Source organism: Nocardioides pocheonensis (assembly GCF_003725535.1).
Lineage (GTDB): Bacteria > Actinomycetota > Actinomycetes > Propionibacteriales > Nocardioidaceae > Marmoricola > Marmoricola pocheonensis.
The window spans coordinates 312,043-324,709 of the sequence record NZ_RJSF01000047.1; the positions used below are offsets into that span (position 1 = coordinate 312,043).

The window sequence follows — 12,667 nt, forward strand, 5'->3', positions numbered from 1 at the left end:
GCACACCTGCCCAGCATGAACACCCTCGCCGCCTCTGTCGGCCCCGACTTCGGTGCCGTCGGCGACTCCAGCCAGCTCCGCGCGATCGTCGGAGCCCTCCTCACCTACGGGCTGTTGACCGCAGTTCTGATGATCGTGGTCTGCGCTGCTACGTGGGCAATGTCGTCGTCGAGTGGCAGCTGGCATGCGGCAAGCAAGGCGAAGGCCGGCCTCTTTGTCGCTGTCGGTGGCGCGGCCCTCACCGGTGCCGCGCTCGCGTGGGCGAACTGGCTGCTGGGCGTGGGCGCCCACCTGTAGGACGTCCACCCGACTCGACAGGAGACTGACCATGCGCTTCCAACTCCCATCGACGATGCCGCTCGACATCACCATCAGCCCGAACTCCGACGGCCTGCCCGGCATCGGCCAGCTCCGCGGGATCGTCGGCGCCTCGATGACGGTCGGACTGATCCTCGCCGTACTCGCCCTGATCGTCTCGGCGATCGTCTGGGCTCTCGGGGCCAACTCGTCCAACCCGCACCTCGCCGGGAGGGGCAAGTTCGGCGTCCTCGTCGGCCTCGGCGCCGCGATCATCACCGGCGCGTCGGTGGCCCTCGTGAACTTCTTCTGGAACGTCGGCCAGTCCGTCTGACCGACCCCCACCGCCCAGAGGAGCGACTCGATGACCGACGTGTGCGACGTACCCGTCATCTCCAGCGTCTGCGACGCCGCCGGCGACGCAGCCGGCTCGCTCGTCGCCGCCCCCTTCGACTACCTCGCCGCAGGAATGGGAAACGCGGCAGCATGGATGTTCGAGGCGGTGTGGAAGGTCTTCGACACCACGACGATGGTCGACGTCACCAGCAGCGGCTATACCAAGGTCTACAACATCCTCTTCGGTGTCGCCGTCTTCGTGATGCTCGGCTTCTTCATGCTCCAGGTCATCGGCGGCATGATCCGCCGAGAACCAGCGGCACTATCACGTGCCGCGCTCGGGCTCGCCAAGTCGATCCTCGGCTCGTTCGTCGCGCTCGCGATGCTTGCGACCGCACTCGAGATCACCGACCAGCTGTGCATCGGGATCGTCAACGCGGCCGGAACCAACATGACCGAGATGGGCGACCGGATCGCCCTACTCGTCGCCGGCCTCGGCGGCATCAGCCTGGCCGCGCCGGGAGCCGGCGCCATCGTGACCATCTTTATCGCGGGCCTGGCCATGGGAGCAGCTGTGATCGTCTGGATCAGCCTGCTGGTCCGCAAGGCGCTGCTGCTCATCGCCATCGTCTTCGCACCGATCGCGCTGGCCGGCTCGAGCTGGGACCACACACGCGCCTGGGTCAGCAAGTGGGCAACCTTTGTGATCGCGATGATCGTTTCCAAGGTCGTCCTGGTCGTGATCTTCCTTCTCGCGACGACACAGGTCTCGGCACCGATCGACGCCGACCTCCAGTCGGTGAGCCAGCCGATCGCCGGGGTGGTGCTCATGCTCATCGCGGGGTTTGCGCCGTACATGACCTACAAGGCGATCAGCTTCATGGGCTTCGACATGTACCACGCGATGTCGGCCGAGCAAGAGGCCAAGTCCTCGCTCAACCGACCCATGCCGATCCCGATGAGCCGCCGTCTTGGGTCCGAGCCGAGAAAGGTCCTCGACGGCGGGGCAAGCGGCGGAGGGGGCAGCGGTTCACCCACGCCGCCGGCTCCCGCCTCGGGCTCGGGAGCCGGCCCGTCGGGCGGAGGTGCTGGGGCTGGCGGCGCGGTCGGCGCTGCCGGTGGTGTTGCAGCTGGCGTCGTGGTTGCCAAGGAGGCTGCGAGCGCCGGGGTGCGCACCGGGCGCTCGATCGGCGCCGCCGCGTCGCAGCAGACCGATGCCGCGAACCAGGCACCACCGCAGTCCGGTGGCCCGATGCCTCCGCACGTGGCCGATCCGTTGCCGGCGGCCGCGAACGGTCGGAAGGCCTGACCGGCAATGCACACCCAGACCTCCGGCGGGCGCCACCATGAACTCGCGCCGGTGAAGTTCTCCCGACTCACCCAGCGCGGCGTGCTGCTCGGCCTGTCGGGTTCGCAGCTCGTGGTCGTCGGCATCGGCGCGGTGACCCTTGTCTTCGCGCTCTACGTCGACGGTGGCGCGGCACTGATCTACGTCGCCCCGATCCTGCTTCTCTGCGGAACACTCGCCTGGGTCGGAGTCGGGGGCAGGAAGCTCGTCGAGTGGCTCCCGATCGGGACGCGGTGGCTTCGGCGCTCGGCTGGTGGGCAGCTCCTCTTTCGCCGCCGAATCGTGAAGCCTCGTCCGGCCAGGACACTGTCGCTGCCTGGTGATGCGGCGCGGCTGCGTCAGTGGCTGGACCCGGACAGCGGCGCGGTGATGGTCCACGACCCGCACCGGGCGACGCTGACCGCGATTGTCGGCGTCACGCATCCGGCATTCATCCTGCTCGACCCGCTCGAGCAGCAGCGTCGGGTGACGAGTTGGGGCCGGGTGCTCGCCACCGCCTGCAGGTCCGGGCGCATCGCCGCGTTGCAGGTCATGGAGAGAACCCTGCCCGACTCGGGCAGGGGCCTCGCCGAGTGGTGGTCCCAGCACGGCAGCCAGGACGGGAGCTGGACGTCGACGACGTACGGCGAGCTGATCGACCGCGCCGGGCCGGCTGGCGAACGTCACGCGAGCACCGTTTCGATCACCCTCGATCTCAAGACGGCCGCGCGCGCGATCCGGGCTGCGGGTGGCGGCAACCGGGGCGCGGCCGCGGTGCTCCGGCAGGAGATGTCGACCATGACCGCGGCCCTCCGTGCTGCGGATCTCGCGCCATCAGGCTGGCTGGAGCCGGGCGACGTCGCCCTCATGCTCCGTATGGCGTATGACCCCGTCGTCGCCGGTGCGCTCGAGCGACACGGCGACCTCGGCCGCGACCTCGCCACGGCCGGCCCTGTCGCGGTTACCGAGAGCTGGTCCAGCATCCGTAGCGACTCCGCCCACCACTGCGTGCTCTGGATCAGCGAATGGCCGCGATCGCTGGTCTACCCCGGCTTCCTCGCCCCGGTGCTTTTGTCCTCCGGGGTACGCCGCACCTTCACGCTGCTCTACACGCCGATGCGCACCGACCAGGCCGCTCGCGACATCCGCAAGAAGAAGACCGAGTACGTCTCCGACGCGGCCCAGCGTCAGCGGATCGGGCAGATCGAGGACGCCCAGCAGAGCGCCGAGTACAAAGACGTCCTGCAGCAGGAGGCCGACCTCACCGCCGGCCACGGCATTCTCCGCGCGACCGGGCTGATCGCCGTCACTGCCCCGGACTCCGAGCAGTTGGAGCGTGCGGTCGCGGAGATCGAGCAGGCTGCGATCCAAGCGTCGTGCGAGACACGGCGGTTGTGGGGACAACAAGCCCAGGCATTCTCGGCCGCCGCACTGCCTCTGTGCCGACCGGTGTAGCGACGGACTTTGTTGTCCACAGATTCGAGAAAACCGCTGACACTGTTCCCTGCCGAGCGGCATGCTTGGCCGCAGACCTCGCAGGTGACCCGAGACGCCTGCGAGGTCTCTCATTTCCGCGGCGCACAGGCGACGGCCTCCCGGCCCGACTCGTCGGTACGACGGACGAGTCCGCGCACCTCCTCGATGACCACTGACCATCGAGGAGACGCACATGCCGACGTTCACGAACCCGAACGACGACGCCGAGGAGGCCCGCGAGGCTCTCCGTGGTCTCGCCCACGCCACACGGTCCATCGACGACCCGACCGACATCTACCCCGTCCTCGGGTCACTCACGAACGGCCTGGCGTCGCTGGCCCAGGCGCTGCATCAGCTCGGCGACTTCCACGACGGCCCCGCGCTCAAACGAACGTGGATCACCAACGACGCACGCAAGGGACGGTCGGCGTCGTACCAGGCGTCCTGGGAGCTGCACCGTGCGGCCGAGATGCTCCGCCTGGTCGCCGAGACCATCGACCGGGCACACGAGGCCGAGGCGACGATCGCCTACGACAGCACCGACTTCCCGACTGCGCGACCGACGGACCGGCTGTCGCTGGATCACGGCATCGGGCTATGAACGCCTGGACCGACGGCCGGCTGCACAGCGCGGTGCTTGTCTCGCCGCGGCGTGAGCGGCGAAGCGACCGCCGCATTCGGCGAGGCGCGGCGAGGTTGTTGCTGGCCGAAGACCGCGAGTCCCGGAAGGCTGCGGCCAGAGCGAAGGCCGAAGAACTCGCGGCCGAGCGACGCGCCACCGTCGTGCTGCCGAGGGCGGGTGAGCCTGGCCCGGCAGCGCTCCGCACTCCGGGTCGCCTCCGGATCCCACGGCATCAGGACACTTCGGCCACCCTTGCGGGCGCGTACCCGTTCCTGGCCGAAGGCGGTCTGGGAAGCGACGGCGTCTTCGTCGGCCAGGATCTCTACTCCGGCAGCTCGTTCGTCTACGACCCATGGGTGCTATACGCCCGCGGCATGATCACCGCCCCGAACGTCGTGCTCGCCGGGATCGTCGGAGCCGGCAAGTCAGCCCTAGCGAAGAGCCTCTACACCCGCTCCATTCCCTTCGGCCGCCGCGTCTACGTGCCCGGCGACCCGAAGGGCGAACACACCGCCGTCGCCGAGGCGGTCGGAGGGAAGGCCATCGCCCTCGGGCATGGCATGGCGAACCGGCTCAACCCTCTCGACGAGGGTCACCGGCCCGGCGGTCTCGACGACGCCCAATGGGCAGCACAGGTGACCGCTCGTCGTCGTGAGCTCGTGGGGGCTCTTGCCGAGACCGTGCTCGACCGGCGCCTGACCCCGTTGGAGCACACCGCGATCGACATCGCCCTCACCGACACTGTCCGGTCCTCGGAGGTGCCGGTGTTGCCGATGGTCGTCGACAGACTCCTCGCGCCGGATTCGGCGAGCGACGCTGACGGGCGCCTGACGGAGGACGGCCGTCTTGTTGGGCATTCGCTGCGGCGCCTTGTCGCCGGCGACCTGGCCGGGCTGTTCGACGGCCCGAGCACGGTGCGGTTCGATCCGACCTTGCCGATGGTCTCCCTCGACCTGTCGCGGGTCACCGAGAACGCGACGCTGATCTCGGTGCTGATGACGTGCGCGTCGGCGTGGATGGAGTCAGCCCTGCTCGACCCGGCGGGCGGGCAACGCTGGGTGGTGTACGACGAGGCCTGGCGACTCATGTCCCACCCCGCGTTGTTGCGGCGCATGGACGCCCACTGGAGGTTGGCGCGTCACTACGGGATCGCGAACATGCTGATCTTCCACAAGCTCTCCGACCTCGACAACGTCGGCGACCAAGGCTCGGCGATGCGAGCGCTGGCCTCTTCGCTCCTCGCGAACGCCGAGACCCGCGTCGTCTACCGGCAGGAGTCCGACCAGCTCGGATCCACGGCTGCCGCGCTCGGGCTCACCCAGACCGAGCAGTCGCTGCTTCCCACGCTGGGCACCGGCCAGGGGCTGTGGCGGATCAAGCACCGGTCCTTCGTCGTACAGCACCAGCTCCATCCAGCCGAACTGGCGCTCTTCGAGACAGGTGCCCGCGCGAGGGGTGTGGCGCCGGAGGCGCACCTGGCCTCCGAGGAGACAGGACCTGTCCGATGAGAGTCCAGAAGCGAGACCTCGCGGCCCGCGAGGCCAAGCTCGAAGCACTGCAGCATCGGCTGACCGAGTCAGTCGGCACACTGGTGACCGGCGAGGACTGGAAGCGGGCGTTGGAGTTCGCCGCGAAGTTCCGCGCACGGTCATTTGGCAACACGATGCTGATCGCAGCCCAGCACTTCGCCGCCTTCCAGGAGGGCCGCGTCCCCGAGCCGGCGCCGACCTACGTCGCCGGGTTCAAGCAGTGGCTCAACCTCAACCGCGCCGTCGTGAAGGGCCAGTCCGGGTACGCGATCCTCGCCCCGGTCACTGCACGGTTCGCGTCGTCAAACCCCGCCGACCCTGACTCGTGGCGGCGACTGGCGCGTGGCGAGAAGCCTGCCTTCGGCGAAGCCGTTCGATCGAAGCTGGTCGGCCTCAAACCCGCCTACGTCTGGGACATCTCGCAGACCGACGGCGAGCCGATCCCCGAAACCCCACGCCCGACGCTCCTGCAAGGGCAGGCACCGGAGGGATTGTGGGACGGGCTGGCGGATCAGATCACCGCGCGCGGTTTCGAGCTGCGGCTGGTCTCGAACTCGAAGTCGATCGGCGGCGCCAACGGACTGACCGACTTCACGACCCGCGAGATCTCGGTCCGCATGGACATGGACGACTCAGCGCAGGTCAAGACGCTCACGCATGAGCTTGCCCATGCAATGCTCCACAGCCCGGACGACGCCGACGCGGCCCTACACCGAGGCATCGCCGAAGTGGAGGCCGAGTCCGTCGCCCTGATGGTCGCGGCCGCCCATGGTCTGGCGACCGACGACTACACCATCCCTTACGTTGCCTCGTGGGCCAGCAGCGTGCCGGGCAAGACACCGGTCGAGGTCGTCCAGTCGACCGCCGAGCGGGTCCGCGGAGCCGCAGTGACGATCCTGGACGGACTCGATACCCCACAGATCGGGGACGGCAACCCTCCTGGCCTGGACCGCGAGGCACTCGCCGCTGGGCGCAGCGCGCCGGTCGTGGAGCCGGCCGTCCACCGACAGGCCGAGGTGCTGGGACGATGAGCATTCTCAACTCAGCCGCTCCATACCGTCGCGACGAGCGCTCGACCATTCGCGTTCCGGTCGTGATGCCGCTGGTCGAGGTCACGGTCGCTACCGACGGCTATCTCGCCGTCACTCTGGACCGGGAACCGTATTCGGCTGACAGTGCCCTTCAGCGTGGTGACCTTCAGCGTCTGGTCGATGGCATCGTCTCTGATCTGGGGACGCCGGTACGGGTTGAAGTCCACGAAGCCGATGGGTCGACGTTCACGGACATCGTCACGCCGGAGCTTCGTCCAGCAGATCCCCCGACGAAGCAGGTCCAGCACAAGGCGCTTGCCTCAGCGTTCGGGATTTCCGGCGGCGGGTTCCTGGCGGGCGAGACAGTCGAGGTTTGCGTCGTCGTAGCTCGGCGAGTCGCCGACGACGAAGGCCTCGCACAGCTTCGGCTTCCGCCGGCGGTCCTCGCCGACCACCCCCACGTCGTCCTCATCGGACGCACCTCTGGCGCATTCGCCGTCAGCCAGGGCTCAGCATGAATGCCCGCGGGCAGGGCGTCGACGACGAGCTGGTCAACCTCGGACTCATCCTCATCGCCGTCGCCACGGTCCTCGCCGCGATCCTCCGGCTGGCCGGTGCCGTTGCAGCCTGGCTATCAGGGGCACCTCAACCGACGCTCGGGTGGGCGGCGGGCTTCCGGGTGCTGAACCATCCGGGTGACCCCGCGGAGGCGCTGGGCGCCCAAAGTCTCGTTGCGTGGGTCTACTGGTTGGTCCTCACCCTCATGGTCGCCGCCGTCGGCGCGAGCGCGCTGCTGGTGTGGCGGCGGATCGGCGCCCTCAAGCACAAGACGACCCACGACCCCCGGCGCCTCGCGGGTGTCGCTACTGGCCGCGACGTACGGACCGTGGCCTCACGCAAGGCGTTGCTGAAACGCGGTCGGACGCTCCGGCCGTCCCTCGACCATCCCGAGCCATCTGACGTCGGCTACCTGCTCGGCCGCTCCCGCGGTCAACAGGTGTGGGCGTCGGTGGAGGACTCGATCCTGCTCCTCGGACCGCCCCGCTCGGGCAAGGGGCTCCACGTCGTCATCAACGCCATCCTCGACGCACCCGGAGCATTGATCACGACGGCGACCCGGCCCGACAACATCGCCGCCACCATCACCGAGCGTCAACGGCGCGGCCCAGTTGCGGTATTCGATCCGCAACGGCTCGCGGAGGGGATGCCCGCCGGCCTGCGCTGGTCGCCCGTCCGGGGCTGCGAAGACCCTCTCACGGCGATGATCCGAGCAACCGGCCTCGCGTCAGCCACGGGCCTCTCGACCGGTGGCGTGGAGTCCGGAGGCTTCTGGGAAGGCAAGACCCGGACCGCACTCCAAGCCCTGTTGCAAGCTGCCGCCCTCGACCACCGGACGCCGCGAGAGCTGTTCGGCTGGACGCTCTCGCCATCGGCCGCCGCCGACGCCGTCGCGATCCTGTCCACCAACCCGAACGCGGCGCCAGGCTGGGCCGACTCGCTGGAGTCGATGATCCACGCCGACCCGCGCACCCGCGACTCGATCTGGATGGGCGTCTCCCTCGCGCTCTCCTGCCTCGCCGACCCACGCGTCCTGGACACCGTCTCTCCCGGTGCTGGCGAGCAGTTCGACCCGGTCGATTTCCTCACCAGCAAAGGCACCCTCTACCTGCTGGCTACCGGCGCCGGAGCCAGCGCGTCCTGGTCGCTCGTCGCTGCGTTCATCGAAGACCTCATCGAGACCGCCCGCCACCTCGCCGCCGCTTCACCAGGCGCGCGGCTTGATCCGCCCCTCCTCATGGCGCTGGACGAGATCGGCAACCTTTCGCCGCTGCCGTCGCTACCCGTGCTGATGGCGGAGGGCGGAGGCACAGGTGTCACGACGATGCCGGTTCTCCAATCCCTCACGTGGGTGTGCAGCTGAGGGTCGCCGGCACGAGAGTCCCAGTGGTCGTACGCCGTCGCTGCGACACCGACGACATCGTGATGCGCGGAGGCTCCGTCTCGCGCGTTGGCGCCGGCCCGCGTCACCGCAACCTCGCGCTCCAGCATCGCCAGGACCTGGGAGACGGCCTGGTGGTGCGCATCGACGATCAATGCCTGACTACCCGCATCCGCTACGCCCCACAGCACGGAGACTGACTTCGGCACGCTGAACGTGTAGTCGAAGCCAGCGGTCGCAGTCTGGGCCTTCGCGAGTTCCTCGGCCTCGATCTCGTCGAGGGTCTGCGCGCGCTCCTCATCCGACAGGTGCGGGTTCAGTCTGGCAACGCGCTCGTCGACTCGCTGCTTGTGAGTGGCGAAACGCTGGAAGGCCGTCCCGAGTTGCTCCCCGGTGACCGGGTCACGCCCCTGCCCGATGAGCAGCACCAGTTGGGGCTCGGAGACCGTGGTGCCGACGGTGAGCTGCCCTGCGCCGAACTCGCTGACCCCCGCGCCCATCCAGACGCCGGGTGGGGTTCCGGCCTCTGCGTAGTAGCGGGTCAGCGGTGTCGCGAGGCTACGGTTGCCGTCGCCGGCGGCGACGCTTCGGAGCAGGTACTTGTAGCCCTCGCCTGCCGACATCTTGCGCATCGAGACGGTCATCGCCGCGCACCTCCTCGGCATGCAGGTGCACGCGCGGTTCCACAGTCGCCCACACGCCGCTGCCCATCCACAGGCCCGGCCACTGAGCCCTCCTCACGGTGCCAGAGGTGTGGACTCTGGAAGAGGCAGGCGTACGTGGCGCGGGAAACCGTGCGCACCTGCCGAACGATCGGCGGCGCTGTCGGCCGCGAGTTGGAAGAGGTGAGGAATGAGAGACGGTTGCGCTTGGTGGGTCACCGATGCCTCAATAGGACATGACGGTGCCTTGCCAGTCCGTCAGCAGGGCGTCGTTCGCACTTCCGTGACCCAACCCCACGGAAGGGAACGGTCTCGGGAAATGACGCGAAATCGGGGAACAGCACTTGTAGCGACAGCAGTCATGCTGCTGGTCGCGGTGACCGCGTGTGCCGACGACGGCAATGATCCCGCGGCGCCTGGGAGCACCGCCCCCAGCACGCCGGCCCCGACCACAAGTTCATCGACGCCGCCTTCCGAGAGCGAGATTGCCTCCGAGGCGGCGTCCGCCATGGTGCGCCAGTACTTCGAGACGGTGGGCCAGATTCGGCGGGACCCGAAGCGTCCGGCGTCCGATCTCGACGCCGTCGCGTCGAGCACCCAGCTTCTCGCGCAGAAGAACCTGTTGAAGCGCCAGCGAGCCGACGGACTGCACCAGACCGGCATGACCAAGGTCGTGAAGCTGAACGTGCAATCCGTCAGCCTCGATGAACCGGCCACTGCGGTGATCGACGTCTGCTGGGACGTCAGCGGCGTCGACGTCATCGATCGCAGCGGCACGTCGGTGGTGACGCCAGAGCGCAAGGACATCGGTTGGACGCGCTTCACCGTCACCAATGACAAGTGGAAGACAGCACCGGCCGACGGTTGGCGGGTGTCCGGCGGCTCGGACCTGGAGAAAGAGCCGTGCGCCGGATCCTGACCGTCGCGGTCACCGTCGCAGCCCTCGCAAGCGGGCTGGTCGGTCTGGTGTCGTCACCGGCGTATGCCGACACCGTCTGCGGTCAGACCGACCCCGACACCGGGATCTGTCTGATCTGGATCGAGGTTCCTGGCACCCCAGGCACCCCCGCTGATCCGGGAGACGACGGGCCGAAGGACACAGGATCGGGCGCGGCGTGCTACTGGGATGGGACCGCGCAGGGCGTCAGCAAGCCACCGCCCGGCCCAGTGCCGTGCAGTTCCGAGTACGGCTACTGGTCGAACGGCTACCACTGCTACATCCAACTGCTCGATCCCCAACCTGCTGCCGGCGACCCGAGCTGGCAGGGCCACGAGCCCGGTGACGGCGGCGTGTATCAGTGCTACCAGCCGCAGACGGATCTCATGATCCTCGTGTGGTCGGCAGACCCTCCGCCCAACTCAGGAAGCGGTCCCACGCCCCGAGATGTAGCGCAGCTCGCCATCGCCGACATGAAGCTGACCGCCATCAACATCGGCATCGCTCCGAAGGCGGAGGACGGGCGCATCGGCCTCGTCGGCATGCCGATCTGGATGTGGGTCGCCAATCCCGATGCGCACACCTGGGGTCCTGCCACCGCCTCGGCGACCGCGGGCGGCATCACCGTGACTGCCACCGCTCGGGTTCACCAGATCACCTGGGAGATGGGTGACGGCCACAAGGTCACGTGCAGGACCGCTGGCACGCCTTACAAGCCGGCCTACGGCAACAAGAAGTCGCCCGACTGCGGCTACAGCTACACCACATCCAGTGCGCCGAAGGCGGACCACAAGTTCATGGTCACGGCGACGTCGGACTGGATCATCGACTGGGCCGGGGCGGGCCAGACAGGAACCATCCGGTTGAACGGACTCGTCCGTGAAGCCCAGATCGCCATCGGAGAAGCACAGGTGCTCGTGCAGTAGCTGGGCGGAGGGAGTAACGGACCATGAGTAAGACGGCCACCCGAGACGACAGGACACTCGACCGTGAGTCGGGTCCCGCCGCCAGTCCGCTTGTGCCGCCGCCGAAGCTCCGGCGTCGACCAGCTCTGATCGTCGCTGCGCTCGTGGCGATTTGCCTCGGGGCTCTCCTCGCCGCTTGGGCTTGGACGGCCACCACGAACACCCAGGAGGTCCTCGTCGCGCGGGACACGATCGAGCGCGGTGCAGTGATCCAGGCCGACGATCTCGCCCGGGTGCGGGTCAGCGCTGACCCGGCGCTCCAACCGGTGCCGGCCAGCCAGTTCGACCAGGTGGTCGGGCAACGAGCGGCGTACGACGTCGCGGCCGGCGCGATGCTCACCCCCGAGTCGTTCTCTCAGGCTGTAGTGCCGGACGCCGACAACTCGATCGTCGGGGTCGCGCTGACGCCGGCCCAGGCGCCCGGGTTGGACCTCGCCACTGGGGATCGAGTGCGCGTCGTCGTAACGCCTCCTGAAGGGGCGGAGATGCCGGAGGGTGTGCCGCAGTTCAGCGAGGCGACGGTCGCCGGCGTGCGCACCTCAAGCGAGACCGGCCAGCTGATCGTCGATCTTCTCGTGCCTCACGCCGATGCCGCTGTCCTCGCTGCCCGCGCCGCAACCGGCAACGTCGCCCTCGTCCTGGACTCCCGGGAACGCTGATGGCTGTCATCGCCCTTGCCTCGGCATCCGGTGCGCCCGGGGTCACCACGACGGCGCTCGGACTGTCGTTGCTGTGGCCGCGCCCGGTCTTGCTCATCGAGGCCGACCCGACAGGAGGGTCGGGTCTCCTGGCCGGCTACTTCCGTGGCACTCGGGAGTATGAGGCCGGGCTGATCGAGCTCGCGCTCACATCGAGCAGCATCCGCGACGGGCTCGCCGAGGTCTCGCAGCGGATCTCGGGCACGACCGTGTCCTTCGTCGCGGGAACCCGGTCGCACACGCAAGCGCCCGCTCTGCGCGATCTCTGGCTGCCGCTCTCAGAGGAGCTTGCGGACCTGGAGTCGACCGGTCAGGACGTCATCGTCGACGCCGGTCGGCTCGGACTCGTCGGTTCACCGGAACCGCTGCTCGCGCACGCCGACCTGACACTCATCGTGGCGCGGACGAGCTTGCCTGCCCTCTCGGCGGTCCGGTCATGGGCCGATTCGGTGCAGCACGGCACGTTCGACTGGCAACAGGCTGGACTCGTCGTGATCGGGGACGGTCAGCCGTATAGCGCGCGTGAGGTGGGCCGGGTTCTGAACTCGCCCGTGGTAGCAGCCCTACCCGAGGATCCCGAGTCGGCAGCCGTCTTCTCCCGCGGAGCTCAACCACCGAAGCGATTCGAGACCGGCCCACTCGCCCGTGGTCTCCAAGCTGCGATCGCCTCGATCCATTCGGCCGTCTCACGCAGTCGGAGCGAGCTGGAAGGAGTCCGCTCGTGACCAGCGAGAGCATCGACGCGACGCCCGACCTCACTCGGCTTCCTCTCTTCACCCAGCCACTGCCCACGATCGGACCACGGGCGAGTTCGACGCCGCGGTTGTTGGGCACGCCAAGGGCGGCTG

Annotated in this window: 13 protein-coding genes and 1 pseudogene; 13 read left to right on the plus strand and 1 reads right to left on the minus strand. The window is 68.6% G+C overall.

The annotated features are described in order from the left end of the window. Nucleotides 1-15: 15 nt before the first annotated feature. The 9 genes from EFL26_RS22140 (at nt 16) to EFL26_RS22180 (ending at nt 8,539) form a co-directional block, all read left to right on the plus strand. Entirely contained in the window at nt 16-297 is a 282-nt protein-coding gene (locus tag EFL26_RS22140; RefSeq protein WP_123225078.1) for a DUF6112 family protein, read from the plus strand. A 31-nt stretch (nt 298-328) separates the two neighbouring features. Continuing rightward, nucleotides 329-631, plus strand: a complete 303-nt coding sequence (locus tag EFL26_RS22145) for a DUF6112 family protein (RefSeq protein WP_123225079.1) — start codon at nt 329-331, stop codon at nt 629-631. 156 nt (nt 632-787) lie between these two features. Continuing rightward, nucleotides 788-1,942 carry a TrbL/VirB6 family protein gene (locus EFL26_RS22150; RefSeq protein WP_246000330.1) on the plus strand — a complete coding sequence of 385 codons (1,155 nt, stop codon included), beginning with the start codon at nt 788-790 and terminating at the stop codon, nt 1,940-1,942. Nucleotides 1,943-1,993: 51 nt separating this feature from the next. Next, nucleotides 1,994-3,415, plus strand: coding sequence for an SCO6880 family protein (locus EFL26_RS22155; protein WP_425464123.1), 1,422 nt, complete (start codon nt 1,994-1,996; stop codon nt 3,413-3,415). 214 nt (nt 3,416-3,629) lie between these two features. Beyond that, complete coding sequence (locus EFL26_RS22160) at nt 3,630-4,037, plus strand: hypothetical protein (RefSeq protein WP_183408330.1); 408 nt, start codon at nt 3,630-3,632, stop codon at nt 4,035-4,037. A 95-nt stretch (nt 4,038-4,132) separates the two neighbouring features. Then, nucleotides 4,133-5,566: an ATP-binding protein gene (locus EFL26_RS22165; RefSeq protein ID WP_425464124.1), complete on the plus strand. Its 1,434-nt coding sequence runs from the start codon at nt 4,133-4,135 to the stop codon at nt 5,564-5,566. Beyond that, the gene (locus EFL26_RS22170; protein ID WP_123225083.1) at nt 5,563-6,618 is read left to right on the plus strand and encodes a serine/arginine repetitive matrix protein 2; all 1,056 of its coding nucleotides are present in this window, start codon (nt 5,563-5,565) and stop codon (nt 6,616-6,618) included. The genes EFL26_RS22165 and EFL26_RS22170 overlap by 4 nt, the downstream gene beginning before the upstream one ends. Next, nucleotides 6,615-7,136, plus strand: a complete 522-nt coding sequence (locus EFL26_RS22175) for a hypothetical protein (RefSeq protein ID WP_148046801.1) — start codon at nt 6,615-6,617, stop codon at nt 7,134-7,136. Before EFL26_RS22170 ends, EFL26_RS22175 begins: the two co-directional genes overlap by 4 nt. Before the next feature lie 245 nt (nt 7,137-7,381). Further along, a complete protein-coding gene (locus tag EFL26_RS22180; RefSeq protein ID WP_246000331.1) occupies nt 7,382-8,539 on the plus strand; it encodes a type IV secretory system conjugative DNA transfer family protein in 1,158 nt (385 codons plus the stop codon). Between the two features lie 41 nt (nt 8,540-8,580). Here the strand turns inward: EFL26_RS22180 and EFL26_RS22185 are convergent. Continuing rightward, nucleotides 8,581-9,222: pseudogene (locus tag EFL26_RS22185) on the minus strand (relaxase domain-containing protein); the annotation flags it as partial. A gap of 358 nt (nt 9,223-9,580) precedes the next feature. On the opposite strand from EFL26_RS22185, the gene EFL26_RS22190 reads away from it, so the two are divergent. The 4 genes from EFL26_RS22190 to EFL26_RS22205 all read left to right on the plus strand — a co-directional run bounded on the left by EFL26_RS22190 (nt 9,581) and on the right by EFL26_RS22205 (nt 12,544). Further along, nucleotides 9,581-10,138, plus strand: coding sequence for a hypothetical protein (locus EFL26_RS22190; protein ID WP_148046802.1), 558 nt, complete (start codon nt 9,581-9,583; stop codon nt 10,136-10,138). Then, nucleotides 10,123-11,082 carry a hypothetical protein gene (locus EFL26_RS22195; protein ID WP_123225087.1) on the plus strand — a complete coding sequence of 320 codons (960 nt, stop codon included), beginning with the start codon at nt 10,123-10,125 and terminating at the stop codon, nt 11,080-11,082. Before EFL26_RS22190 ends, EFL26_RS22195 begins: the two co-directional genes overlap by 16 nt. 143 nt (nt 11,083-11,225) lie before the next feature. Further along, complete coding sequence (locus tag EFL26_RS22200) at nt 11,226-11,780, plus strand: SAF domain-containing protein (RefSeq protein WP_246000332.1); 555 nt, start codon at nt 11,226-11,228, stop codon at nt 11,778-11,780. Beyond that, nucleotides 11,780-12,544 (plus strand): CpaE/TadZ family protein, encoded by a 765-nt coding sequence (locus EFL26_RS22205; protein ID WP_085871750.1) that lies wholly within the window; start codon nt 11,780-11,782, stop codon nt 12,542-12,544. The genes EFL26_RS22200 and EFL26_RS22205 overlap by 1 nt, the downstream gene beginning before the upstream one ends. The last annotated feature ends 123 nt before the right edge of the window (nt 12,545-12,667 follow it).

Bases quoted from the DNA above. Each gene is read 5' to 3' on its own strand.
- EFL26_RS22140 (WP_123225078.1), top strand. From the start codon at position 16: ATGAACACCCTCGCCGCCTCTGTCGGCCCCGACTTCGGTGCCGTCGGC.
- EFL26_RS22145 (WP_123225079.1), top strand. From the start codon at position 329: ATGCGCTTCCAACTCCCATCGACGATGCCGCTCGACATCACCATCAGC.
- EFL26_RS22150 (WP_246000330.1), top strand. From the start codon at position 788: ATGTTCGAGGCGGTGTGGAAGGTCTTCGACACCACGACGATGGTCGAC.
- EFL26_RS22160 (WP_183408330.1), top strand. From the start codon at position 3,630: ATGCCGACGTTCACGAACCCGAACGACGACGCCGAGGAGGCCCGCGAG.
- EFL26_RS22170 (WP_123225083.1), top strand. From the start codon at position 5,563: ATGAGAGTCCAGAAGCGAGACCTCGCGGCCCGCGAGGCCAAGCTCGAA.
- EFL26_RS22175 (WP_148046801.1), top strand. From the start codon at position 6,615: ATGAGCATTCTCAACTCAGCCGCTCCATACCGTCGCGACGAGCGCTCG.
- EFL26_RS22180 (WP_246000331.1), top strand. From the start codon at position 7,382: ATGGTCGCCGCCGTCGGCGCGAGCGCGCTGCTGGTGTGGCGGCGGATC.
- EFL26_RS22190 (WP_148046802.1), top strand. From the start codon at position 9,581: ATGCTGCTGGTCGCGGTGACCGCGTGTGCCGACGACGGCAATGATCCC.
- EFL26_RS22205 (WP_085871750.1), top strand. From the start codon at position 11,780: ATGGCTGTCATCGCCCTTGCCTCGGCATCCGGTGCGCCCGGGGTCACC.